The 23,991-nt window shown below is 66.9% G+C and carries 26 protein-coding genes; 11 read left to right on the forward strand and 15 right to left on the reverse strand.

Annotated features, from left to right (window positions below; translation table 11 throughout):
- The first annotated feature begins 215 nt into the window (after positions 1–215).
- Positions 216–1,532, forward strand: coding sequence for a cystathionine gamma-synthase family protein (locus QZ670_RS10945; RefSeq protein ID WP_294255022.1), 1,317 nt, complete (start codon positions 216–218; stop codon positions 1,530–1,532).
- 44 nt (positions 1,533–1,576) lie between these two features.
- Here the strand turns inward: QZ670_RS10945 and QZ670_RS10950 are convergent, their stop codons facing one another.
- The 4 genes from QZ670_RS10950 to QZ670_RS10965 form a co-directional block, all read right to left on the reverse strand.
- On the reverse strand, positions 1,577–2,530 hold the full coding sequence (locus tag QZ670_RS10950) for an alpha/beta hydrolase (protein WP_294255024.1): 954 nt from the start codon (positions 2,528–2,530) through the stop codon (positions 1,577–1,579).
- Positions 2,527–2,736: a helix-turn-helix transcriptional regulator gene (locus QZ670_RS10955; protein ID WP_294255026.1), complete on the reverse strand. Its 210-nt coding sequence runs from the start codon at positions 2,734–2,736 to the stop codon at positions 2,527–2,529. Before QZ670_RS10955 ends, QZ670_RS10950 begins: the two co-directional genes overlap by 4 nt.
- A complete protein-coding gene (locus QZ670_RS10960) occupies positions 2,733–3,143 on the reverse strand; it encodes a hypothetical protein (RefSeq protein WP_294255027.1) in 411 nt (136 codons plus the stop codon). Before QZ670_RS10960 ends, QZ670_RS10955 begins: the two co-directional genes overlap by 4 nt.
- 155 nt (positions 3,144–3,298) lie before the next feature.
- Positions 3,299–4,693: a Mur ligase family protein gene (locus QZ670_RS10965; RefSeq protein WP_294255029.1), complete on the reverse strand. Its 1,395-nt coding sequence runs from the start codon at positions 4,691–4,693 to the stop codon at positions 3,299–3,301.
- A gap of 39 nt (positions 4,694–4,732) precedes the next feature.
- On the opposite strand from QZ670_RS10965, the gene QZ670_RS10970 reads away from it, so the two are divergent.
- The gene (locus QZ670_RS10970) at positions 4,733–5,551 is read left to right on the forward strand and encodes an LD-carboxypeptidase (protein ID WP_294255031.1); all 819 of its coding nucleotides are present in this window, start codon (positions 4,733–4,735) and stop codon (positions 5,549–5,551) included.
- A complete protein-coding gene (locus tag QZ670_RS10975) occupies positions 5,548–6,576 on the forward strand; it encodes a D-cysteine desulfhydrase family protein (RefSeq protein ID WP_294255033.1) in 1,029 nt (342 codons plus the stop codon). Before QZ670_RS10970 ends, QZ670_RS10975 begins: the two co-directional genes overlap by 4 nt.
- A gap of 26 nt (positions 6,577–6,602) precedes the next feature.
- On the opposite strand, the gene QZ670_RS10980 is transcribed toward QZ670_RS10975, so the two are convergent.
- Both QZ670_RS10980 and QZ670_RS10985 read right to left on the reverse strand, forming a co-directional pair.
- A complete protein-coding gene (locus QZ670_RS10980) occupies positions 6,603–8,897 on the reverse strand; it encodes a hypothetical protein (RefSeq protein WP_294255035.1) in 2,295 nt (764 codons plus the stop codon).
- Positions 8,898–8,998: 101 nt separating this feature from the next.
- Positions 8,999–9,463, reverse strand: coding sequence for a hypothetical protein (locus QZ670_RS10985; RefSeq protein WP_294255038.1), 465 nt, complete (start codon positions 9,461–9,463; stop codon positions 8,999–9,001).
- Between the two features lie 494 nt (positions 9,464–9,957).
- On the opposite strand from QZ670_RS10985, the gene thrS reads away from it, so the two are divergent.
- Complete coding sequence (thrS, locus tag QZ670_RS10990; RefSeq protein WP_294255218.1) at positions 9,958–11,949, forward strand: threonine--tRNA ligase; 1,992 nt, start codon at positions 9,958–9,960, stop codon at positions 11,947–11,949.
- A gap of 51 nt (positions 11,950–12,000) precedes the next feature.
- Here thrS and QZ670_RS10995 read toward each other — a convergent pair whose 3' ends face one another.
- Complete coding sequence (locus QZ670_RS10995) at positions 12,001–12,690, reverse strand: hypothetical protein (protein WP_294255041.1); 690 nt, start codon at positions 12,688–12,690, stop codon at positions 12,001–12,003.
- A gap of 219 nt (positions 12,691–12,909) precedes the next feature.
- On the opposite strand from QZ670_RS10995, the gene infC reads away from it, so the two are divergent.
- Complete coding sequence (gene infC, locus QZ670_RS11000) at positions 12,910–13,446, forward strand: translation initiation factor IF-3 (RefSeq protein ID WP_029623153.1); 537 nt, start codon at positions 12,910–12,912, stop codon at positions 13,444–13,446.
- On the forward strand, positions 13,446–14,336 hold the full coding sequence (locus QZ670_RS11005) for a glycoside hydrolase family 16 protein (RefSeq protein WP_294255046.1): 891 nt from the start codon (positions 13,446–13,448) through the stop codon (positions 14,334–14,336). The genes infC and QZ670_RS11005 overlap by 1 nt, the downstream gene beginning before the upstream one ends.
- Positions 14,337–14,504: 168 nt before the next feature.
- On the opposite strand, the gene QZ670_RS11010 is transcribed toward QZ670_RS11005, so the two are convergent.
- On the reverse strand, positions 14,505–14,822 hold the full coding sequence (locus tag QZ670_RS11010) for a 2Fe-2S iron-sulfur cluster-binding protein (RefSeq protein WP_064311720.1): 318 nt from the start codon (positions 14,820–14,822) through the stop codon (positions 14,505–14,507).
- Positions 14,823–14,885: 63 nt separating this feature from the next.
- Between QZ670_RS11010 and QZ670_RS11015 the strand changes: the two genes are divergently transcribed.
- Together QZ670_RS11015 and QZ670_RS11020 are read left to right on the forward strand one after the other, a co-directional pair.
- On the forward strand, positions 14,886–15,509 hold the full coding sequence (locus QZ670_RS11015) for a DNA-3-methyladenine glycosylase 2 family protein (RefSeq protein ID WP_294255051.1): 624 nt from the start codon (positions 14,886–14,888) through the stop codon (positions 15,507–15,509).
- A 183-nt stretch (positions 15,510–15,692) separates the two neighbouring features.
- Positions 15,693–16,370, forward strand: coding sequence for a hypothetical protein (locus tag QZ670_RS11020; protein WP_294255054.1), 678 nt, complete (start codon positions 15,693–15,695; stop codon positions 16,368–16,370).
- A 165-nt stretch (positions 16,371–16,535) separates the two neighbouring features.
- Here QZ670_RS11020 and QZ670_RS11025 read toward each other — a convergent pair whose 3' ends face one another.
- The 4 genes from QZ670_RS11025 to QZ670_RS11040 form a co-directional block, all read right to left on the reverse strand.
- The gene (locus tag QZ670_RS11025) at positions 16,536–16,811 is read right to left on the reverse strand and encodes a hypothetical protein (RefSeq protein ID WP_294255057.1); all 276 of its coding nucleotides are present in this window, start codon (positions 16,809–16,811) and stop codon (positions 16,536–16,538) included.
- Positions 16,812–17,120: 309 nt separating this feature from the next.
- Positions 17,121–17,408: a DUF3297 family protein gene (locus QZ670_RS11030; RefSeq protein WP_294255065.1), complete on the reverse strand. Its 288-nt coding sequence runs from the start codon at positions 17,406–17,408 to the stop codon at positions 17,121–17,123.
- A gap of 15 nt (positions 17,409–17,423) precedes the next feature.
- Entirely contained in the window at positions 17,424–19,064 is a 1,641-nt protein-coding gene (locus QZ670_RS11035) for an FAD-dependent oxidoreductase (protein WP_294255068.1), read from the reverse strand.
- 66 nt (positions 19,065–19,130) lie between these two features.
- Complete coding sequence (locus QZ670_RS11040; RefSeq protein ID WP_294255071.1) at positions 19,131–19,496, reverse strand: hypothetical protein; 366 nt, start codon at positions 19,494–19,496, stop codon at positions 19,131–19,133.
- A gap of 127 nt (positions 19,497–19,623) precedes the next feature.
- On the opposite strand from QZ670_RS11040, the gene QZ670_RS11045 reads away from it, so the two are divergent.
- The gene (locus QZ670_RS11045; protein ID WP_294255073.1) at positions 19,624–20,037 is read left to right on the forward strand and encodes an EVE domain-containing protein; all 414 of its coding nucleotides are present in this window, start codon (positions 19,624–19,626) and stop codon (positions 20,035–20,037) included.
- On the opposite strand, the gene QZ670_RS11050 is transcribed toward QZ670_RS11045, so the two are convergent.
- Positions 19,931–20,548, reverse strand: a complete 618-nt coding sequence (locus tag QZ670_RS11050; RefSeq protein WP_294255076.1) for a hypothetical protein — start codon at positions 20,546–20,548, stop codon at positions 19,931–19,933. The two genes, QZ670_RS11045 and QZ670_RS11050, sit on opposite strands and share 107 nt — an antisense overlap.
- Positions 20,549–20,641: 93 nt before the next feature.
- Positions 20,642–20,995 carry a carboxymuconolactone decarboxylase family protein gene (locus QZ670_RS11055; RefSeq protein WP_294255078.1) on the reverse strand — a complete coding sequence of 118 codons (354 nt, stop codon included), beginning with the start codon at positions 20,993–20,995 and terminating at the stop codon, positions 20,642–20,644.
- Between the two features lie 68 nt (positions 20,996–21,063).
- On the opposite strand from QZ670_RS11055, the gene QZ670_RS11060 reads away from it, so the two are divergent.
- Both QZ670_RS11060 and QZ670_RS11065 read left to right on the forward strand, forming a co-directional pair.
- Positions 21,064–21,375: a metalloregulator ArsR/SmtB family transcription factor gene (locus tag QZ670_RS11060; RefSeq protein ID WP_294255080.1), complete on the forward strand. Its 312-nt coding sequence runs from the start codon at positions 21,064–21,066 to the stop codon at positions 21,373–21,375.
- Complete coding sequence (locus tag QZ670_RS11065) at positions 21,372–21,896, forward strand: rhodanese-like domain-containing protein (RefSeq protein WP_294255082.1); 525 nt, start codon at positions 21,372–21,374, stop codon at positions 21,894–21,896. Before QZ670_RS11060 ends, QZ670_RS11065 begins: the two co-directional genes overlap by 4 nt.
- A 251-nt stretch (positions 21,897–22,147) precedes the next feature.
- Here QZ670_RS11065 and typA read toward each other — a convergent pair whose 3' ends face one another.
- Positions 22,148–23,989 (reverse strand): translational GTPase TypA, encoded by a 1,842-nt coding sequence (gene typA / locus QZ670_RS11070; RefSeq protein WP_294255084.1) that lies wholly within the window; start codon positions 23,987–23,989, stop codon positions 22,148–22,150.
- Between the last annotated feature and the right edge of the window lie 2 nt (positions 23,990–23,991).

The raw sequence follows: 23,991 nt of genomic DNA on the forward strand, positions 1-23,991 counted from the left end.
AGCCTCGCACGGCCGGAGCGATCGATAAAATGGATTAGTCCGGGCACACTGATCGATCCCGCCGCTCATGTCAGTATATCCCAATGGATAGGTGTCGGCCACGTCGCGCAAACGAAACGATGTTGCGCCACGGCGGTTACGGACTTGGCTGGTTTGCCTGCCCGAACTGGTTACACTCGCAACCAACCGTAGAAGACACATCGGAGAGCCTGCACATGACCGACGCCACCGAAGCCGATCTGACCGGCGGCACCCCCCGCCCCCGCCCCGAGGGCGAGGTCGACAAGATCGGCGGCCGCAAGCTGAAGCCGGCGACGATGATGATGGGGCACGGCTATGACCCGATGCTCTCGGAAGGCGCGCTGAAGCCGCCGATCTTCCTCACCTCCACCTTCGTCTTCCCCAATGCCGCGGCAGGCAAGCGCCACTTCGAGGGCGTGACCGGCAAGCGCCCGGGGGGCGCCGAGGGCCTGGTCTATTCGCGCTTCAACGGACCGAACCAGGAGATCCTGGAAGACCGGCTCGCCGTGTGGGAAGAGGCCGAGGACGCGCTTGCCTTTTCCTCGGGGATGTCGGCGATCGCGACGCTGTTCCTGTCGATGGTCAAGCCCGGCGACACCATCGTGCATTCGGGCCCGCTCTATGCCGCGACCGAGACGCTGATCTCGCGCATCCTCGGCCGTTTCGGGGTGAACTGGCTGGACTTCCCCGCCGGTGCCACCCGCGAGGAAATCGACGCGGTGCTGACCAAGGCGGCGACGGGCAATGTCGCGCTGATCTATCTGGAGAGCCCGGCCAACCCGACCAACGCGCTGGTCGATGTAGAGGCGGTCGCCGCCAGCCGCGACGCGATCTTCACGGGCGAGAACAAGCCGCCGATCGCGATCGACAACACCTTCCTCGGGCCCCTCTGGGCGCAGCCGCTGAAGCAGGGTGCCGACATCGTCGTCTATTCGCTGACCAAATATGCGGGCGGCCATTCGGATCTGGTCGCGGGCGGCGTGCTCGGCACCAAGGCGCACATCAACACGATCCGGCTGATGCGCAACACGATCGGCACGATCTGCGATCCCAACACCGCCTGGATGCTGCTCCGCTCGCTGGAGACGCTGGAACTGCGGATGAGCCGCGCGGGCGAGAATGCGGCAAAGGTGTGCGAATTTCTCGCGGCGCATCCCAAGGTGGAAAAGGTCGGCTATCTCGGCTTCCTCGAGCGCGGCGAGGACAAGCGCCAGGCGGACATCTATCGCCGCCACTGCACCGGCGCGGGCTCGACCTTCTCGCTCTACCTCAAGGGCGGCGAGAAGGAGGCGTTTGCGTTCCTCGACGCGCTCAAGATCGCCAAGCTGGCGGTGAGCCTGGGCGGCACGGAGACGCTCGCCTCACACCCTGCGGGCATGACGCACCTGTCGGTCGCCGAGGAGCGCAAGCAGGCGCTGGGGATCACCGACAATCTCGTCCGCATCTCGATCGGCGTCGAGGATGCCGATGATCTGATCGCCGACTTCGAGAATGCGCTGAAGGCCGTCTGAACTGGTCGGGGAGCGCGGCAGCCGCCATGCTCCCCCCCCTTTCGTCATCCCAGGAACGCCATCAACATCCGCTCGAACACTGCCGGCTGGTCGAGCATGAGGAAGTGGCCGCTGTCGCTCACGCCCTTGATCGTCGCGTGTGGCGCTCCGGCATATTGCGCACGGTAAAGGCCGAGGATCTTCTCCTCGCCGCCGCGCGCCTCGGTCCAGGGTACGAGCACGGTGATCGGCGCGGCAATCTTGGGCAGCTCGGCGCGCAGGTCGGTGGTCAAGTCCTCGTAGATTGCCTGGCCGCTTACGCGCAAGTCCGCATTGGCAGACCAGCCGGCGACCTTTTCCTGCGACGCGGGCTTGAGCGCATTCTGGCGCGCGATCATCTGCCCGACCTGTTCGGGAATGGGCTTGCCGTAGAGGCCGGCCATCTGCGCCCGCATCATCTCCGCCTGCGGCTTCAGCAGTTCCGCGGTGGCAGCGGGGGCAAAGAGGGTCCCGATGAACGGCAGCGCGTCGACGATGAGCGCCTTCTGCACATCCTCCGGATGCGCGCGGGCAAGCATCAGCGTCACCAGCCCGCCCATCGAATGTCCGACCACCGGCACCGCACTGAGCTTGCGGCTCTCGATCAGCGTGTGGAGATCGGCGACGATTCCGTCCAGGATGCCGGGCTGCAGGTTACCGCGCGGATCGTCCCCGCCGAAACCGTTGACCTGCACCAGATAGACGCGGTGGCGCTTGATCAGCTCCGGCACGACTCCGTCCCAGGTGGCGCGCGGGCTGGACAGGCCGGGGATCAACACCACCGGGCTGCCGCGGCCGAGCACCTGCACCGAAATATGGTCCATCTGCACCAGCGTGTCGGCGGCCGTGGCGACCGATGTCGGGGCCGGCGCGGCATGCGCCTGCTTGAAGAAGCCGTTGGCCGCCAGCAGCGCGATCAGGATGGCGAACCAGGGAAGCCGGTTGTCCCGGCGGCACAGGCAGCGAACGAAGCGGTTCATTGGTCCGTCTCCTTGGTGGGGTTGCGGAAGATGTCCTCGATCGCGAGCCCGAACAGGTCGGCGATCTTGAAGGCGAGCGGCAGCGAGGGATCGTAGCGGCCGGTCTCGATGGCGTTGACGCTCTGGCGCGAGACCTCGAGCCGTTCGGCGAGATCCTGCTGGCTCCATGCGCGCTCGGCGCGGAGCACGCGGAGGCGGTTGTTCATGCGTCGGCTCCGGCATCGCGGTCGCGGGCGCACAGGACCGCCTGCACGATCCCGAAGAACATGCACCACGCCGGAAAGGCGAAGAACACCGGCACTGCGCCCACGATATGCTCGAACTGAAGGAACCCCAGGACGCTGGTTACCGACAGCAGGATCCCGATCGCTGCCAACATCGCGGTGACGAGACGGTAGCGGACGAACTCGTCGGTTTCTTCCCGGATATACAACCCCATCACGGCGATCATCCCGATGATGGGCAGCGAGGTCAGTACCGCCATCCCCCCGAGCACGAGTTGCGGTGGCGCGAACGCCCGGCTGATCGCGACGTTCAGCACGATCAGGGCGACGTACACGAGCGTCACGCGCATGAAGCGACGCCGATAGTTTTTCGCTGCAACCGTCGCCATGGAAAGCTCCCTGTCTAATTTGACAAGCAAGCTTTACGTCAGCCACGCTTTACATGTCAAGCGAGGTTGACACCGCAGGACGCCTGACACCCCCCTCCCGCCTGCGGGAGGGGGCGACAGAGCCGCAGCGAACCGCTTGTCGGGAGTGTGCTGCGTCAGCCGCGCAGCCGCGCCACCATGTCCTCAGCCAACTGGCTGAGCGTGTCGTCGCGCGCGCCCATCACCACGATGCGGTCGCGGGGCCGCGCCTGCGCCACGAGGTGCGCCGCGGCCGCCTCGCGGCCGGGGATGTGCAGCGCCTGCGCGCCGGTCGCCGCGACGTCGGTGACGATGTCGGCGCTGGTCACCTCGCGGGCCACGGTGCCGCCCTGGTAGACCGGGTCCGGCAGCACCAGCAGGTCGTCGCGGCCCAGCTTGGTCGCGAACATCGCGACCAGCTCGCGCCGCATCACCTTGAGCGGACCATAGCCGTGCGGCTGGAACAGCAGCAGCAACCGCCCCGGAAAAGCGTGGAGCGTGTCGAGCGTCGCGGCGATCTTGTCCGGGTTGTGCCCGAAATCGTCGATCACCGACACGCCGCCCGCCTCGCCGACCAGCTCGAACCGCCGCCGCAAGCCGGTAAAGCCCTCCACGGCCTTACAAGCGTCCTCCAGCGACACCCCCGCCGCCGTCGCCGCGCCGATCGCCGCCAGCGCATTGGCGACATTGTGCCGCCCAGGCACCTGCAGCCGCACCCGACGCACCGTCTCGCCCATCACCAGATCGAAGCCGATCGCGAAGGCCTCGGGCGCCAGGTTCCGCGCCATCAGGTCGGCGTCAGCCTCCACCGCGAAGGTCAGCGTCCGCCCGCGATCCAGCCCCACGGCCAGCGCCGCGCTCTCGGCATCGCCGACATTGACCACCGTCGTCGCCGCCTTGCCCGCGAAGGCGCCGAACAGCAGCCGCAGCTCTTCCAGCGACTTGTGGTCGAGGCTGACATTGTTGAGCACCGCGATCCGCGGCCAATAGTTGGCTATCGAGCCGTCGCTCTCGTCCACCTCGCTGACGAAGGCGTCCCCTGCCCCCACCAGCGCGCTGGCGAAGGGCGCGTCCGGCGTGGCGAAATTCTTCATCACCGCGCCGTTCATCACCGTCGGATCGCGCCCGCAGGCATGGAGGATCCAGCCGATCATCCCCGTCACGGTCGACTTCCCGCTTGTGCCCGCCACGCCGATCGGCAGCGGTGAGGCGTTGAACAGGCTCGCCAGCAGCTCGGCCCGCGACATCCGCGCGCAGCCCAGCTCGGCCGCGCGCACCATGTCCGGCACGGTCGGCTCGATCGCGGCGGAGGCGACCACCACCTGCTCGGCCGACTGCACGCCGCTGCCGTCCTGCGGGAACAGGTCGACCCCGCGCGAGCGGAGCCAGTCGAACTTGGAGGCCAGCCGCCCGCCGTCGAGGCTGCGGTCCGAACCCGAGACCCGGGCGCCGCGGCCGGCGAGGATCATCGCCAGCGGCATCATCCCCGAACCGCCGATCCCTACGAAGAAGGTTGCTTTGCCATGCTGCATGGGCACGCTATCGGCGAAGCGAGGAGACCATACAAGCATATGCGGATCGGAGTCGTCGCGCCGGCGCGGCCAGTCACCCGGGAATCGTCAGCGCGGATGGCGGCGTTCATGGCGCTCACCTATCCGGAGCATGAGGTGGTGTTCCACCCGCAATGCTATCTCTCGGCCGGCCATTTCGCCGGCACCGATGCCGAGCGCGCGGCGGCCTTCCTGGAGTTCGCCAACGATCCCGCGATCGACGCGATCTGGTTCGCGCGCGGCGGCTATGGCTCGAACCGCATCCTCGACGCGGTGATGCCGCATCTGGGCGACGCGGCGCGGCGCAAGACGTACATGGGCTTTTCCGACATGGGCTTCCTGCTCGGCGCGCTCTACGCCCGCGACATCGGCCATCCGGTCCATGCCTCGATGGCGAGCAGCATCGGCAAGAACGATGCAGGCGTGGACACCGGCTGGGCGCTCGGCTGGCTGATCGAGCGCGACCGGCGCGGGCTGGACCCCAGCTTGGCCGACGGTCGCCCCGCCGCCGCCTTCAACCTCGCGATCCTCACCTCGCTGATCGGCAGCAAGTACCTGCCCGACCTCACCGATCATGTGCTGATGATCGAGGAAGTGGACGAGCCGCTCTACCGGATCGACCGGATGCTGTTCAATGTCGCCCATGCCGAGCAATTGAAGGGCATCGCCGGAATCCGCCTCGGCGCAGTGACCGCCATCGCCGAAAACGACCCGCCCTTCGGCGAAACTATCGACGAGATGATCGTCCGCTGGTGCAAGGAGATGGGCGTGCCCTATCTCGGCCGCTGCGGAATCGGGCATATCTCGACCAACCACGTCGTGCCGTTCGGCGTCGCATGAGCCCCGATCGCCGGGCGCTGCGGACCCGCCACGGCGCGGTGTCGCTGCTCGCCCACCCCTCGTCGATCGAGCGCCTGGCGCGGCTGGAGGCGGCGCTCGGCACCGGCGTGCGGATCTATGTGAAGCGCGACGATGTGGCGGGCATCGGCGGCGGCGGCAACAAGCTGCGCAAGCTCGAATTCTTGCTCGGCGACGCGATCGCCCAAGGCTGCGACACCTTCGTCACCACGGGCGGGCTGCAATCGAACCATGCCCGGCTGAGCGCGGCGGCGTCCGCACGGACGGGCCTAGCCTGCGAGCTGGTGCTGGCCGATGTCGTCCCCCGCCACGACGCCGACTATCGCGGCAACGGCAACCTGCTGCTCGACGCGATCTTCGGCGCCACCGTCCACCGCGTGTCCGGCGACACCGACCCGCTCGCCTTCGCCCATGCCCGCGCCGAGGCGCTGCGGGCGGAGGGGCGCAAACCCTATGTTGTCGGTGCGGGCGGATCGTCGCCGGTCGGCGCGCTCGGCTATGTCGCCTGCGCCTGGGAGATCTTGGACCAGGAGGCGGCGCTGGGCGAGCGCTTCGCCCGCATCGTCGTCCCCAATGGCAGCGCCGGCACCCATGCGGGCCTCGCCGCCGGCATGGCGGCCGCGGGCGCGGAGGTGACGCGCGTCGTTTCCTACGCCGTCCTCGCCACCCCCGAGCGCGCTCACGCCGAGACGCTGGCGCTCGCCCAGGCGACGCTCGCCGCCAACACCCTGCCGGGCAGCGTGACGGCAGACGAGGTGGCGATCGACGGCAGCCAGCGGGGCGAAGGCTATGGCATCCCCACGGATGCGATGCGCGAAGCGGTGGAAATGCTCGCCCGCACCGAGGGCCTGCTGCTCGACCCCGTCTACAGCGGCAAGGCGTTCGCCGGGCTGCTCGCCGCGATCTGCAGCGGCGCGTTCCAGCCGGGCGAGGCGGTGCTGTACGTCATGACCGGCGGCGTGCCGGGGCTGTTCGCGTATCGGGAGGTGTTTGAACCTGTCTTCTAGACCCCTGGCAGGCGGCGTCCGACAGGTCAAAAGCGCTTCCGCAAACCAAGTTGAAGGGTTCGGCCAACGGGATCGAGATTCCTCGGATGCAAGGCGAAGGGCAGCGCGGCGCCATCGGCTTGCACCCGCGGGCGCGCATTGAGAAGATTGGTGACCCCCACCTTGATCCGCAGCCCCGCGGATTCCTCGTCCTGCCCGCTCCGATGGCCGATGTTGAGCGTAACCTGACCGTCCATCGTCAGCAGCGCCGAATAGTGCAGGCGCAAAGTCTCCCCATCACCCTGTCGCAGGGTGCCGCTTGTTCCCTGCCGCCAGTTGCCACTGAACTGTGCGGTGAATCGCGCGCTCCCCAGCCCCGCCCGGGCTTGCACCGTGTGTCGCGACGGCAGTTGCCCCGAGGAACTGAGCGGTGCTGCCAGGAGATCGATCGGCGACCTCCCCGCGCGCAGCAGGAGCGACTCCGATAGGAGCCAGCTATGGGAGAGCCCCAATTCCCAATGCGTCCCGCCGAGCATCGCCGACGGCGCCCGGCTCTGCGGATCGCCCTCGGCGCGGTGCCCTTTCAGCTCGCCGGACAAGTGGAGATCCGACAGCAGGCTTTTACGCTCCCGACGCACTCCGTTGAGCGGGCGCATGTCGACCGTCAGCAGATTCCCGGTCGCGTCGCGGACAAACCGTTCCGGGAAGGCTTCCTCCAATGCGGTACCGGGGCCGTTGACCGATATCACCGGATCGCCCGTTCGCTGCCTGCTATAGTTCACGCCCGCCGACGCGCGCGCCGTGCCGATCCTTTTCTGGAAGTTCGCCCGGATGGTCGAGGAGGTGTCGAGCTGGCGCTGCAGGCCCGCATTGCCGCCCAGAAGTCGGATCGGCGCCACGGTAGTGTTCGTCACAGGATCGAAAAGCAGCACGCCAGACTGGCGCACCAGCGGCGCGTAGAGCTGCGACGCGCCGGGGAATGTTGTCGCACGAACGGTGCCGAAGCCCAGCGTCAGGCTCGGCAACAGCGCCCAGTTGAGGCTTGCGTCATAGCTCGGCGCGCTCCGCAGCCGGCTGGTATGAGCATATCCCATGCTCGCGCTGCCCGACACATCGCCGAGAAAGCCGAGCGGCCCATCGCCGCGCCGGACTAGCGGCGCGCTGACGTTCGTGCGCCAGCTCCAGGTGCGGCGACTCTGCGGATCGTCTCCCATGACCGCCCCGGCTGCATTCTGCGTGGCGTGATCGGCGGACGCATCCGCCGTCATGTTGAAAGAGGCCCACCCCGCAGGCAGCCGCAGAAAGGAACCCCCGACCATTCCGGAAATCGCGTAGCGCGCCGTTGTCGACGCGCGCTTGGGGAAGGCAGTGGGGTCCGCCAGCAAGGGCACGCCCCCCGCCCCAGCCTGGCGCGGGTCCGGCAAGGGCTGGACGACCGTGGACAAGGTGGACGATCCCAGTTCGACGCGCCCATCGACGGACCAGGAAAGCTTTCCCGCGCTTCCTCCCAGCGTCGCACCGGATTGCGCGGTCGTAGACCGGCTGTCCTGGCGCAATATGCCAACAGAGCCGCTCCCCGTTCCCGTGCGGGCAAGGCCGCCAAATTGACTGCTGGCCTGGATGCCGACACGCATTGTCATATTGATGTTCATGCTGCCCAGCGGACGCGCGAAACCGACGGTCCCGCTGGCGGAGTCGGTTGCCGGAACAAGGCTGCGATTCGAAAATGTCGGATCGCTGGCGAGGGAGAAGCGATCGGTCCAGCGCAGGGAGCCCGCGTGGCGGACGTTGAGGCTGGCATTGATGCGCCGCTCGCCTTCAAGATTGGCGTAGCGCGCATCGCCGGTGACGGTTTCGGCACCGCCGTCGGTCGATGTCCCCGCGCTCGCCTCGCCGATCACGCTATGGAAGTGCTGGCGCAGCACCAGATTGAGGACTTTGCGTTCGGCGCCCACGCCATAGCCACCGCCCGATTGGGCCGGCAGGATCTCGATCTTCGCCAGCGCTTCCGGCGGCAATTCCAGAATGTCGTCGATCCCGCCCAGCCGGCGCCCGTTGACGATGATGGAGAAACCGTTCCCGCCATGATAGTCGCGCAGCCGCGCAATGACATCGGCAACGCGGTCTGCGCCGAACGTCACGATGTCCGCCGCCGAAAGGGAATCCTCGGCCTGGGCGCTTTCCTCTGCTGGACGCCTGCCCACGACAATGATCTGGTCGCGATCCTGCCCACTCGCGCCCGCAGGAGCCTGTTGCGCCTGGAGTTCGACCGGCGCCAACCCCGACGCCACGATGAAGAATAGAACCGGGGCGCTCACGCCGCGGGCCGGGCTCAAGTTCATTTTCAAAGCACCAGCACGCAACCCAAGGGGGGCGACGGTTCCTCGCCAGAACGAATATACGGCTAAGGGCGGCCCACATCGTGCAGACCGCCCCCGGCTTTTTACATGGACTGCGAAGGCGCAGCGGTCATCGAGAAGAAGACGTTGCTGCCAGACGAGATCCGGCCGTTGCACGTGGGCAGTTGACCCGTGTTGGACGCAGGCCGCGTTGCCGTAACCGAAGCGATCGTGCCGCTGCTGTTCTGCACCGAGAACCAGAAGTGGCAAATCTGCGGCGCGGAGCCGTCGGTGGGGGTGATCGTCGCATCGAACTGGAGTTCAGAATAGCCATAGTCAAGCACGGTCTTCAGACGACCGACTTCCGTACGACTGGGAAGGATCGTCGTCGGAAGCTGGGGGTTATAGGACCCGCTCCACGACACGTTGGAAATGACGATGTTGGACGACGCATTCAAATTCTGCACGTAAGCATAGAAATAATCCCCGGCTGCCTGTGCCGGCTGCGAAGTCACGACTGCACCAACCGACATCAGCGCAGCAACACACACGCGTGAAAAGATACCCATGCTCACAACTCCCCATTGAATAGCGTCATGTAACCCAATGCCGCGGTAACGCAGATCACCGCAAGCACACACAGCCTCAGGCCGCATGCATGGCGTAACGTGCCGCTGCTACATTTTCGTGTCAACGAGTTATGTTCCAATCTTAATATATTTTTGCTCTCGCAATGCATCCACCGATCAAGTTAACCTTATTTTAACTACTCGCTATTCAGCACCCCCCTTTTCCTATCTTGTTAGTATTACTTGCCACGCCTGCGCCAGCCCGCTCCTCCCCTCCCGCGCTTATCCGAGAGCGCGGACGACTCCGCGACGATTGCCACGTGCACCTTCGGCATCGCGCCCTACCCGCGCAGCTACGACGTCACGACGTACTTCAGGCCGGCTGAGAACGGCACCCCATCCCTTTTCGCCAAAGCCTTGCCTATATCGCACCCGCGCGGGCATAAGCCGCGCTCCATTCCACACCCATGAAAGGGGTTCTTCCCGTGTCCGAGATGTTCCGCATTACGCTGCCCGACGGTTCCGTCCGCGAGGTAGCCCCGGGGACTACCCCGGCGGACATCGCCGCGGCGATCGGCCCCGGCCTCGCCAAGGCGGCGCTCGCCGCGCGCGTCGATGGCGAGCTGCGCGACATCGGCCGTCCGTTCGAGGGCGACGCAAGCCTCGCGCTCGTCACCGCCAAGGACGAGGCCGACGCGCTCGAACTCGCGCGCCACGATTATGCGCATATCCTGGCCGAAGCCGTGCAGCACCTGTTCCCAGGCACGCAGATCACCTTCGGCCCGTCGACCGACGACGGCTTCTACTATGACTTCGCCCCCAAGGACCGCCCCTTCACCGAGGAGGACCTGCCGGCGATCGAGGAGGAGATGCGCCGCATCATCGCGCGCGACGAGCCGCTGATCCGCGAAGTCTGGTCGCGCGCCGACCTGATCGCGCGCTGGACCGCGCAAGGCGAGACCTTCAAGGCCGAATGGGCCAAGGAACTGCCCGAGGGCGAGGAGCTGACCGTGTACCGCGCTGGCAAGGGCGAGGACGCCTGGCTGGACATGTGCCGCGGCCCCCACCTCGCCTCCACCGGCAAGGTCGCGGCGGATGCGTTCAAGCTGACGCGCGTGTCCGGCGCCTATTGGCGCGGCGACCAGAAGAACGCGATGCTCAGCCGCATCTACGGCACCGGCTGGCTGAACAAGAAGCAGCTGCAGGAGCATCTGACCCGCCTGGAAGAGGCCGCCAAGCGCGACCACCGCAAGCTCGGCGCGGAGATGGACCTGTTCCACCTCCAGCAGGAGGCGCATGGCTCGGTGTTCTGGCACCCCAACGGCTATGTCATCTACCGCGTGCTCGAAGATTATATGCGCCGCGCGGTCAACGGCGCGGGCAGCAAGGAAGTGAAGACCCCGCAGGTGATGGACGCGCGCCAGTGGGAGCAGTCCGGCCACTGGGGCAAATATCGCCAGAACATGTTCGTCATCCCCGACGAGACGCCGAACATCGAGGACGACGGCCCGATGGTGTCGGACGACGTCCAGTGGATGGCGCTCAAGCCGATGAACTGCCCGGCGCACGTGCTGATCTTCAAGCAGGGCATCAAGTCGTATCGCGACCTGCCGATGCGGCTGGTCGAGAATGGCTGCTGCCATCGCAACGAGCCGCACGGCGCGCTGCACGGGCTGATGCGCGTCCGCCAGTTCACCCAGGACGACGGCCATATCTTCTGCCGCGAGGACCAGATCGTCGACGAGGTGAAGGCGTTCTGCGCACTCGCCGACCAGGTCTACAAGCATTTCGGCTTCACCTATGCGATCAAGCTGGCGCTACGCCCGGAGAAGCGCTTCGGCACCGACGAGATGTGGGACCAGGCCGAAAACGAGCTGCGCGACGCCGTGGTCGCCGCCGGCCTCGCCACGCCCGAATATGGCTGGGAGGAGCTGCCCGGCGAAGGCGCCTTCTACGCGCCGAAGCTGGAATGGCACCTCACCGACGCGATCGGCCGCACCTGGCAGGTCGGCACCATCCAGTCGGACCGGGTGCTGCCCGAGCGGCTCGATGCGTCCTATGTCGGCGAGGATGGCGAGCGCCACCGGCCGGTGATGCTCCACCGCGCGATCTTCGGCTCGTACGAGCGGTTCATCGGCATCCTGATCGAGCATTTTGCCGGCAAGCTGCCGACCTGGCTCGCGCCGGTGCAGGCGGTCGTCGCGACGATCGTGTCCGATGCCGACGACTATGCGCGCGAGGTGGTGGCGAAGCTCCAGGCCGCGGGCATCCGCGTCGAGAGCGACCTGCGCAACGAGAAGATCAACTACAAGGTGCGCGAGCACTCGCTCGCCAAGGTGCCCAACCTGCTGGTGGTCGGCAAGCGCGAGGCGGAGGAGAGCACCGTGGCGCTCCGCGTCCTCGGCAGCCAGGGCCAGACCATGCTGACGCTGGACGAGGCGATCGCGCGGCTCACGGCCGAGGCGCTTGCCCCCGACCTGCGCTGATCCCGACGCCCCCTTCCGCTTGCGGGAGGGGGCGTCGCTCCCGCTGCATCTTCAGAACCGGTATTTCACCCCGACCTGCAGGATCGGATAGACCGGATAGCCGTCGGCTCGATCCTGCAGCTTGCGCTTCTGCTTGCCCAGTTCGGTTCGATAGGTATCGCCAGCAACGGTCTGGTCGGTCGCCAGCGTGCCATTCGAGGTGAAGTCGCGGATGCGCACCGCACCCTGGAACAGGGCACCGGCCTCGATGTTAAAGCTCAGCCCCTTGCGCAGCCCGCCGCCATAGCCGAGCGTCAGCTGCGGCACGAATTCGCGCACGTCAGCGCGTCCGGTGATGGTCCCGATCTCGGTGGGCGTATAGACCCGATCGCCGATCTGGGTGGGCCCGGTCGGTGTCGCGCGAACCCGCGCCTCGTTGCCATTGTAGCGCAGGCCGCCGGACAGCCGGAAGCCGCCTCCCAAGGGATAGACGTCGACGATCATGCCACCCGAGCTCAGCTTGGCATGGCCGCGATAGTCGATCCCGTCGGACGTGAAGCTATGATCGATGCCTAGGAAGCCGCCGTTCGCCCGCACGCCGACATGCTGGTTGAAGCGGTAGCCGACCTCCGGCCCCACCCCCAGCGTGCCCGCGGCCACGCCCACGCTCACCCGGCCTTCGCTCTCCGCGGACTGCGCCAGCGCCGATCCCGCAACCGTCATCGCGGCGACACATGCCGCCGTTCGCACCATCCACTGCATGGCTAACCCCCGTTGCTGGCCGCGCATGCACGCGCGCGGACCCTCCCGACATTATAGGAAAAGCTTGCAGTAACCCAGCAGCGGGTCGGGGTTTTTGGAACAAAGCGTCTGCCGGGCAATATCGCAGCAGAATGGCATCGAGGAGACCTTCTCTCGCGGCAGATTCATGTCTATATAGGGTGCTGATCAACTACAGGAGCCAGTCTTATACGTTCTCCCATGCCCCGGCGCCCGATGGCGCCCGCGATGCCGCTGAACGGGCCGCGGTTTAACGAATTCATCCAGTCGCCCAAGGTTCGCGTGATCGACCAGGACGGCGAAAACCTTGGCGTGATGTACACGCGCGAGGCGATGGCGCAGGCTGCCGAGGTCGGGCTCGACCTTGTCGAAGTGTCGCCCAACGCCGATCCGCCCGTCGCCAAGTTCCTCGATGTGGGCAAGTTCAAGTACGAGGCGCAGAAGAAGGCGAACCTCGCACGCAAGACCCAGAAGACGCAGGAGATCAAAGAGATCAAGATGCGTCCCAACATCGACGACCACGATTACGACGTGAAGATGCGCAACGTGCTGAAGTTCATCGGCGAAGGCGACAAGGTGAAGATCACCCTGCGCTTCCGCGGCCGTGAGCTTTCGCATGGCCAGCTCGGCATGCAACTGCTCCAGCGCGTCCAGCAGGATGCGGCGGAAGTGGCCAAGGTGGAGAGCTATCCGCGCATGGAAGGCCGTCAGATGCTGATGGTGCTTTCGCCCAAGTGATGCGCCGGCGGCGGTTCGCGTTTGCGGCCGCCGCCGCAGCCTGGTTCCTGCCGGCAGCGGTGGTCGCGCAGACCGCCGCCTTGCCGCCCATCCCCGCCGCTGCCGACGAATCGATCGCCGTTCCCAAGGACGCGCGACTCGTCTGGGCGGACGAGTTCGACTCGGGCCGGCTGCCTAACCCGAAGCGTTGGGCCTATGATACCGCCCGCAACCGCGAGGGCTGGTACAACCAGGAACTGCAATATTACGCCGCGAACCGGCCCGAGAATGCGCGGATCGAGAACGGCCACCTGATCATCGAGGCGCGCCGCGAGCGGCTCTCGAGCGAAGCCGATTATGGCGGTCAGGACTATAGCTCGGCCCGCCTGTTCACGCGCGGCCTCGCCAGCTGGACCTATGGCTTTATCGAGGTTCGCGCCAAGCTGGCCTGCGGCAAGGGGCTATGGCCGGCGATCTGGCTGCTCGGCACCGACGGCAGCGCCGGCTGGCCGCGCCTCGGCGAGATCGACATGATGGAGCTGGTCGGCTGGGACCCGCAGACAGTCCATGGCACCATCCACACCGGCGCCTATAACCACGCCCAGCATAGCCAGAAGGGCGCGACGACGCAGGTGCCGGACGCCTGCACCGCCTTCCATACCTATCAGCTCGACTGGACCCGCGACCGCATCCTGATCGGCGTCGACGGCCATGCCTATATGCGCTTCGACAACGACCATAAGAGCGATCCCGCGACCTGGCCGTTCGACAAGCCGCAATATCTGCTGCTCAACGTCGCGGTCGGCGGCTGGGGCGGCATGCAGGGCATCGCTCCCGCCGCCTTTCCGTCGCGGATGGAGGTTGACTATGTCCGCGTCTGGCAGACCGCGGAGCAAACGAAGGGGCGGTGAGCGTGCCTCAGCCTTTCGTCATCCCCGCGAAGGCGGGGATCCATTGGCGCTGAAGCCGCAGTTCCTGCCCCCAGCGCCCTGGCAAATGGATTCCCGCCTGCGCGGGAATGACGATGGAAGCTTGGTGGCGCGAGGAAGGAGTGGCAGCTTCCCCCTCCCCGCCCGTTCTCAATCCTCGGCGGCGATCCGCACGCGCAGGCCGTCCAGCGCATCGGTGAAGGGCAGCTGGCACGACAGGCGCGAGGTCGCGTCGCGATCGCTGGTGCTGTCGAGCAGATCGTCCTCGTCCATGCTCATCTTCGGCAGTTTGTCCGCAAATTCCGGGTCGACATGGACGTGGCAGGTCGCGCAGCTGCAGCAGCCGCCGCACAGCGCCAGCAACTCGTCGAAGCCATTGTCGCGAATCACTTCCATCACGCTGAGACCGGCCTCGCCGGTTACCGTGCGTTCGGTTCCGTCACGCGTCACGACCGTAAGCTGGGGCATCTGCATCTCCTTGGTTCGCCGTGTCCATGCCGGTGAACCGAGCCCGTTTCAAGGAGCCAATCCATGGGCCTTACCGCCGACCAGCTGAAGGGGTCGATCGACGCATTGGCCGCGATCGAACCCGCGTTCGCCGCCGCCCTCGAACGCGCCGGATATCCCGAGCCGCGCATCCGAGAGCCCGGCTATGCGACCTTGCTCCGCACGATCGTGGGGCAACAGGTGAGCGTCGCCGCCGCGACGGCGGTGTGGAACAAGCTCGATGCCGTACTCGGCAATGCCGAAGACCCCGCGCTGCTCGCCGCGGCGAGCGACGAATTGCTGCGCAGCGCCGGCCTGTCGCGCCAGAAGATGGGCTATGCCCGCAGTCTATCCGAGCAGGTGACCAGCGGCGCGCTCGATCTCGCCACGCTGCCGCAGGACGACGAGGAAGCGATCGCCGCCCTCACCCGGATCAAGGGCATCGGGCGCTGGTCGGCGGAGATCTACCTGCTGTTCGCCGAAGGCCGGCCGGACATCTGGCCGGCGGGCGACCTGGCGGTGCAGATCGAGATCGGCCACATCCTCGGCCACCCGGAGCGGCCGAGCGAGAAGCTGACGCGCGAATGGTCCGAGGCCTGGCGCCCGCACCGCGGCGCCGCGGCGATCTTCGCCTGGCACCATTACGGGATGATCAAGAGCGCGATCTGAACCGGCAAGGTTCCCCCTGAAGCAGGGAGACCCTGTAGCAACGTACCTTGCAAGAAACGCGGCGGCCTGGGCGTGCTTAGAGCAAGTGCAGATTAGCGCTTGTTCGGGAACAGAAATCGCTTTGGGCGGCGCCCAACCTATGCGACACTGGCAACACCTAACAAAATATGTGCGGAGAGGATCATGCAGTCTGTCAACGGACTTGTTGTCGTGGCGCTCGTTTTTGCCTCGCTATCTGTGAGCGCCACACAGGCGCGGCCCGCAGCAGAGGATCCATCCGTCGCCGAACGATCACGACTGCTCGCCGAGTTCACCGACTGCGTCGCGGCGCAGAAATCCAGACAATCGGCAATTCAGACCTTTCTGCGCGCGATCCCTCGCCAGCCCTCGTTCGACGCCGCTGCGATGAAGGCGGCGGACCTCAGCTGCCTCAACAAGGCTGCGGCGCGCACGCACAGCCGCATCGAAATGCGGTTACAACCTGAGACCTTTCGGGCAGCGCTGTACCCCTCGCTCTATCGCCGCGAGTTCGGCAACAGCGGACCCGTTGCTGGTCTCAGCGCACTGCCGCCGCTTCGCCTCTCCGACGAATTCGACGGCGACGTCGCCAGCCTGCCGGCCGATTTTGTCGCCGCCCGCCTGTTCGGTGACTGCGTCGCCCGCGACAATCCCGGCGGTGCCCACACCCTGCTGATCGCCCAGCCCACCGGAGCGGAGGAAAGCGCAGCGATAGAAAAGCTGAAACCAGCCTTCACCGCGTGCATCAAGCAGGGGCAGACGGTGAGCCTGACACGGTCCGCCATCCGCGCGAGCGTGGGAGAGGCAATGGTCAAGCTGTCGCGGGCGGCGGCAACGCGCTAGGACGCGACAATTGCGAGAAGTAGAGCACTGAGCGACGGTGTAGCCGGGCTTGGGCGGGCTGCCTGCTCGCCCTCGCCTGCTTGACTGCACTGCTCGCAGGGAGGGAAGGCGCAGGTCGTACCGCTTGGCGGCTATTCCGGCGCCCCGCGTTCGGCAGTAGCCAAGCTAGCCGATCCCGGCTTGCCAGGTTTCGGCCACTAGACCGTTGCGATCGGGCAGCACATTCGCCTGCTCCCCGGCTATGCCAACGCGGCAAAGGCACATGTGACGGCAACAGGCGCCTACACGGTCGAAGAACACGGTGGTGCGCGGTTCCTCGATGCGTGGGCGCTCGGCTTTCTGCCGGAACGTCTCACGCGCAGCGACGGCATCTGCTTCGACTTTGGCGCGCAATATGTCGGCGGCGCCGTCTCCGATGGCCGGCTGCGCCCAATCGGCCACGGGCAGCGGATTATCGAGAAGCCCAGGGCGCTGCCGCCACAAGGCTCTGCGATCGGCTATGTCGGCACGGCGTGGAGCTACGCGGCGTGCCGCGACGCCAAGACAGCGGAAACCCTGGTTACGCCGCCCTCGGCGAAGACATTTGATCCGATATTCGCCATCGCCGCGATGAACGGGCCGGATCGGCCCAGCGGCGACGTTACGCTGGTCGGGCGGATCGACGGACGACTGACGATCGTCGTCCTAGAGGTCGGCTATTGGAGGAAGCGGGCGAGGCGTGCCGACATTCGGCAGCCTCGCAAGCTGGGCTCAGCCCTCGGCGCCGTCCTCGCCCTTCGCCTCTTCCGCAGCCGCCTCGCCGCCGCTCTGGAACCAGGCCTCGACCGGGCCGACCAGCTTGATCGTCAGCGGGTTGCCCTTGCGGTCGGTCTTCTTGCCGAGCGCGACCCGCACCCAGCCTTCGGAGATGCAGTACTCTTCGACATCGCGGCGCTCGACGCCCTTGAACTTGATGCCGACGCCGCGCTCCAGCAGTTCGCGGGTGAAATAGGGGCTGCTCGGGTTGACCGACAGACGATCGGGAGGGGTATCGCTCATGCGCGGCTCATGCCGTCATTCGGCCGCGGGTTCAAGATAGCGGTGGATGGCCGAGACCACCACCGATCCCTCGCCCACCCCCGAGGCGACGCGCTTCACCGATCCCGCGCGCACATCGCCCACCGCGAACACGCCGGGCGCGGTCGAGCAGAAGAAGGTCTCGCCGCTGCCCGTCTGCACGAAGCCGCGCGTGTCGAGATCGACACAGCCCTCCAGCCAGTTCGTGTTGGGCACCGCGCCGATCATCACGAACAGCGCGCCCACCGCACGGCGCTCCACGGCACCGGTCCGGCGATCGGTCCACGCCAGACCGGTTAGTGCATGCTCGCCTTCGAGCGCGGTGACTTCGGTGAAGGGGTGCAGCGTGATCCGGTCCGAAGCCTCGATCCGATCGATCAGATAGCGCGACATGGTCGCGGCCAGTCCGGGACCGCGCACCAGCACGTGGACGTGCGCCGCATGGCCCGCGAGGAACACCGCCGCCTGCCCCGCGGAGTTGCCGCCGCCGACCACCACCACCTCGGAGCCCGCGCACAGCCCGGCTTCCATCGCGGTGGCGGCGTAGTAGATGCCGTTGCCCTCCAGCGCGGCGTAGCGCGGCAGGTCGAGCTTGCGGTAGCGCGCACCCGTCGCCACCACCACCGCGCGGGCCTGGAGCGTCGCGCCGTCGTCGAGGTGGAGCCGCAGCGGCCGCTCCTCGCATTCGATCCGCACCACCGAGCGCGAGACGAGCAGCCGCGCACCGAACTTCTGTGCCTGCACCTGCGCGCGCCCCGCCAGCGCCTGGCCCGAAATGCCGGTGGGAAAGCCGAGGTAATTCTCGATTTTCGAGCTGGTCCCTGCCTGGCCGCCGGGCGCCACCGCCTCAATCACGATCGTGTCGAGCCCTTCGGACGCTGCATAGACCGCCGCCGCCAGTCCTGCGGGGCCCGCGCCGACGACGGCAACGTCATGGACATGCTCCGGATCGAGGGCGGTGGCGAGGCCCAGCGCATCGGCCAGCGCGGCGTTGCTCGGGTTGCGGAGCACACGGCCCTCCAGCACTACCACGGGGAGATCGTCCTCGGTCAGCGCCAGGCATTCCAGAAATCCAGCAGCGTCAGGATCGGTATCGGTGTCGATCCGCCGGTGTGGCATCGCGTTGCGGGTGAGGAAGGTCTCGATCCGCCCCATGTCCGCGCCGTGCCCCGGCCCGGCCAGCGCCACGCCTGCGTCGCTGTGGCGGAGCAGACCGACCCGGCGCAGGATGAAGGCGCGCATCACGATCTCGCCGATATCGGGCTCCGCCGCCATCATCCGGCGGAACGCCCCGCGGTCGATCCGCACCACGCGCGTGCCGGGCAGCGCGCGGGCGCTCACCAGGATCTTGCGGTCGTTGAACAGGTCCAGCTCGCCGGTGAACTGGCCGGTCTCATTAACGTGGAAGACATGCTCCGCGCCCTCGCTGTCGGTATCGACGATCGCAATGCCGCCGGACAGGCACAGGAAGAAATCCACGCTGTGATCGCCGCGGCGATACAGCATCGCGCCCTCCGCCACCGCTTCCTCGATGCCGAAGGCAGCGACCCGCGCGATCATCTCGGCGGTCAGGACCGGGAAGGTCTGGGCGGATCGCGCATAGGGATCGGCCGGGTCGAGCGATTCGGTGGTTGCCATGGGCCCACTCTAGCCGGACCGCAGCGGCGCGCGAGCCATCTCAAGGGATGGTCGCGCGCCCGGGGGTCAGTCGCAGTAGCGGATCAGCACCGGCCGGCCGAGATAGGGGTCCCATACCCGCCGCACGTCGCAATATTCATAATAGCGATAGCGCGGATAATTGTCCCGGTACCAATAGCCGTCGGTCGGATAATAGCCGCGCTCGCGGTAGAAGCGGCGGTCATAATCGTAGCGCCGATCGTTCGAAATTGCCGCGCCGATCGCCAGGCCCGCGATGCCCGCCACCAGCGCCGCGCCCGCCGCATCGCCGCCGCGATCGCGGTAATAGTGCCGACGATAGCGCCAGTCCTGCGCCTGCGCGGGCGCCACCGCGGCCAGCAGGCTCGCGCCCGTGGCGATGCCCAGCACCAGCTTCTTGGCCAGATGGTTCATGTCACTCGCTCCTCACCTCAAGGCGCCCGGCGAGTCGCTCGGCGCCGATGGCCTTCCGATACAGAATCGCGGCTTAATCGGTACGGAACCGGCTGTTCAGCCGCGGTTTAGCTGGGTAACGGGCGGCATGGCCTACTGGATCCTTCGCTCCGAACCCGACGTCTATGGCTGGGATGACCTGGTGCGCGACGGCAGCACCGAATGGAACGGCGTGCGCAACTATACCGCCCGCAATTTCCTCAAGGACATGGTCCCCGGCGACCAGGCGATCTTCTACCATTCCAACATTCAGAAGGCCGCGGTCGGCATCATGGAGATCACCCGTGCCTGGCAGCCCGACGGCGACGACGACAAATGGGCAAGCGTGGAAGTGAAGGCGCTGCGTCCGCTGGCCAAGCCGGTGCCGCTGCCCGAGATCAAGGCCGAGCCGCGGCTCAAGGACCTCGAGATGGTGCGCCAGTCGCGCCTGTCGGTGACACCGGTGCGGCCGGAGGAATGGGCGGTGCTGCTGGAGATGAGCGGAACGGCACCGGATCGCTGAGGTCGATCGGCACGCGCTTCGACTTGTCGGGCTTCTTCTTGAACGCCCGGCCGACCCCCTTGCCGGCATCGCCGACCAGCTTGAAGAAATTGGTCGATTCGCCCGGCTCCTCGCAGCAACTGCCCGGGCTGATTACCTTGCCGACGCCCCGGACCAGCGTGGTTGCCGCACCGAAGATGTCGACGCCGACCTGGCATCCCCCCATTCGCGTCGCGCACGGAGCATCGGCAGCACCGAGCGCCCCGATGCCGGTCAGGTCCGGATTGCTCGGTCGCGGCCGGTCGGGCGGCCCGCGCTCCTCCGGCAGCGGCAAGCGCGGCGCATCGACGCCCTTGCCGCACACCACGATCTGATCGCCATTGGTCTGGGCGGACGCGCAGGGATCCGCCAGCACCGACCAGCGCTGCGACCCGTCCGCCGCCTGCTGCGGGGCGTCCACCGACGCGGTGGTAGCGGGCGCAGCCGCCTGGGTCTGGGGCGAAAGGCCCATCAACAACGCGGCCAGCAACATGCGATACTCTCCGGCAGGACGCGCTCCTTAGATCATGCCGGGCCGGCGAGCGGAAGCGCATTCCGCACCTTCGGCATTGCGCGAGCGCTGCGTTCAGGCCGCCGTCCCGTCCGCGAACTGGTCGTACGCCCGCAGCGCATCTGCCGCGTACATCAGCGCCGGGCCGCCGCCCATGTACACGCACATCGCCATCACCTCGGCGACTTCGGCGCGGCTCGCACCCATCCCGACCAGCGCCTTGGCGTGGAAGCCGATACAGCCGTCACAGCGCTGGGTGACGCCGATCGCCAGTGCGATCAGCTCCTTGGTCCTGGCGTCGACCGCCCCTTTCGCCCCGGCCGCCTTCGCCATGGCGTGGAAGCCCGCCATCGTTTCCGGCGCCAGCTTGCGCAGCTGGGCGGAATAGGCGGAAATGTCCTGCGTCAGCGCGCGATAATCCTTGGCCATGGGGCAACTCCCTATTGATTCGTATACTCATGAATTGATATAGTCATGGAATGAACGCAAGCTTTTCCGTGAATCCCCTGATGGAAGCGATGGCGCCCAAGGCCGCGGGCGCCGCCGCGCTGCTCTCCGGCCTCGCCAATCCGCACCGGCTGATGATCCTGTGTGCGCTGGTGGAGGGGGAACAGAGCGTCGGCGCACTGATCGCGGCCACCGGCATCGCGCCGACCTCGATGTCGCAGCATCTGGGCAAGCTGAAGGATGAGGGCATCGTCGCCGCGCGGCGCGACCATCGCACGCTCTTCTATTCGATCACCCACCCTGCCGCGCGCGAGCTGATGGCCGTGCTCCACGCGCATTTCTGCGGAAAGGAAAACGCATGACCGCGACGATTTCGGCCCCCGAGGCGCACCGCCTGCTCGCCGGCGGCGGCGCGCTGCTGATCGACGTGCGCGAGCCCGACGAGTTTCGGGCAAGCCACATTCCCTATGCCGCATCGATGCCGCTGGGCAGCCTGCCGGCGGTGCTGGCCGATGCCGATCTTCCGGCGGACCGACTGCTGATCTTCCAGTGCCAGAAAGGCGGCCGCGGCGGCCAGGCCTGCGCGCTAGCGGGGCGCAGCCTGGGGGGCCGGGTGCGCAACCTCGAAGGCGGGATAGAAGCTTGGGCTGCCGCCGGGCTGCCGGTGACGAGTGTCGGTGTGCCGCGCGTGTCGGTCTTCCGCCAGGTACAGATGATCGTCGGGCTACTGGTGCTGGCCGGCACGCTGGCCGGGCTGGCGGGGTTCGTGCCGGGTTTCTACGCGGCCGCGTTCTTCGGCTTCATGCTGGCCTTTGCGGGGGTCAGCGGCTGGTGCGGGCTGGGCGTAGCGCTGCAGCGCATGCCGTGGAACCGCGCGGCCTGAATTCAGGCCGCCGGCGCCGCAAGATATCGTTTCCTCACACGGAGCAAGGCTCCAGGGGGGGGGACCACCGCCGAAGGCGGCAGCGGAGGCGGCGAGTGCCGGGCAAGCGCCCTCTACCACGCCGCTGGCGCGGCGCGGTCCCCCTCCCCCGCTTCGCGGGAGAGGAAACGCTCTGGTGTAGGACGCCGGCCTTCAACGAAAAGGCCCCCGCCGTTGCCGGCAGGGGCCTTTCTTCACCGTAGCAGCGTCGCTTACGCGGCCGACTTCGCCCGGCTCTGGCGCTTGCGCTCGTTCGGGTCGAGGAAGCGCTTGCGCAGACGGATGTTCTTCGGGGTCACTTCCACCATCTCGTCGTCGTCGATGTACGCGATGGCCTGTTCCAGCGTCATCTTCTTCGGCGGGGTCAGGCGGATCGCGTCGTCCTTGCCGCCCGAAGCGCGGAAGTTGGTCAGCTGCTTCGCCTTCATCGGGTTGACCTCGAGGTCTTCCGTCTTGGCGTTCTCGCCGATGATCATGCCCTCGTACAGGGCCTCACCGTGGCCGACGAACAGGATACCGCGCTCTTCGAGCGGACCCAGCGCATAGCCCTGGGCTTCGCCGGCGCCGTTGGAGATCAGCACGCCGTTCTTGCGGCCTTCGATCTTGCCCTTGTACGGCCCGTACTTCTCGAACAGGCGGTTCATGATGCCGGTGCCGCGGGTGTCCGAAAGGAACTCGCCGTGATAGCCGATCAGGCCGCGCGACGGTGCCGAGAAGGTGATGCGGGTCTTGCCGCCGCCCGACGGACGCATGTCGGTCATCTCGGCCTTGCGCTGGTTCATCTTGTCGACGACCGTGCCCGAGAATTCCTCATCCACGTCGATCACGACGGTCTCGTACGGCTCTTCACGGCCATTCTCGCCGTCGCGGAAAAGCACGCGCGGACGGCTGATGCCGAGCTCGAAGCCCTCGCGGCGCATCGTCTCGATCAGCACGCCGAGCTGAAGTTCGCCGCGGCCGGCGACTTCGAAGCTGTCCTTCTCGTCGCTCTCGGTGATCTTGATCGCGACGTTCGATTCCGCCTCGCGGAACAGGCGGTCGCGGATCATGCGGCTGGTCACCTTGCTGCCCTCGCGGCCCGCCATCGGCGAGTCGTTGACGGCGAAGCGCATCGACAGCGTCGGCGGATCGATCGGCTGCGCCTGGAGCGGCACGCTGACCGAGGTGTCGGCGATGGTGTTCGACACGGTGGCGACGGCGAGGCCGGCGAGGCTGATGATGTCGCCCGCCTTGGCTTCTTCCACCGGCACGCGGTCGAGCCCGCGGAACGACATGATCTTCGAGGCGCGACCGGTCTCGATGATGTTGCCGTCGTTATCCAGCGCGTGGATCGCCTGGTTCATGCGCACCGTGCCGCTCTCGACACGGCCGGTGAGGATACGGCCGAGGAAGTTGTCGCGGTCGAGCAGGGTGACGAGGAACTTGAACTCGGCGTCCGGGTCCACCTGGGGCGGCGGGACATGGTCGACGATCTTCTGGAACAGCGGGGTCAGCGTGCCCTCGCGCGCTTCGGGGTCGTCCGAGGCATAGCCGTTGCGGCCCGAGGCGTAGAGCACCGGGAAGTCGAGCTGCTCGTCGGTCGCTTCCAGCGTCACGAACAGGTCGAACACTTCGTCGAGCACTTCCTGCACGCGCGAATCGGCACGGTCGATCTTGTTGACGACCACGATCGGGCGCAGGCCCAGCTTCAGCGCCTTGCCGGTGACGAACTTGGTCTGCGGCATCGCGCCTTCCGACGAGTCGACCAGCAGGATCACGCCGTCGACCATGCTCAGGATACGCTCCACCTCGCCGCCGAAGTCGGCGTGGCCGGGCGTGTCGACGATGTTGATGCGGATGCTGTTCTCTTCGGTGCCGTCGGGCGACCAGTCAACCGACGTCGGCTTGGCGAGAATCGTGATCCCGCGCTCCTTTTCGAGGTCGTTCGAGTCCATCGCACGCTCTTCGACGCGCTGGTTGTCGCGGAAGGTGCCGGACTGGCGGAAGAGCTGGTCGACGAGGGTGGTCTTGCCGTGGTCGACGTGCGCGATGATCGCGACGTTGCGGAGATTCATGC

The sequence above is a fragment of the uncultured Sphingomonas sp. genome, from assembly GCF_913774285.1.
In the GTDB taxonomy this organism is placed as follows: Bacteria; Pseudomonadota; Alphaproteobacteria; order Sphingomonadales; family Sphingomonadaceae; genus Sphingomonas.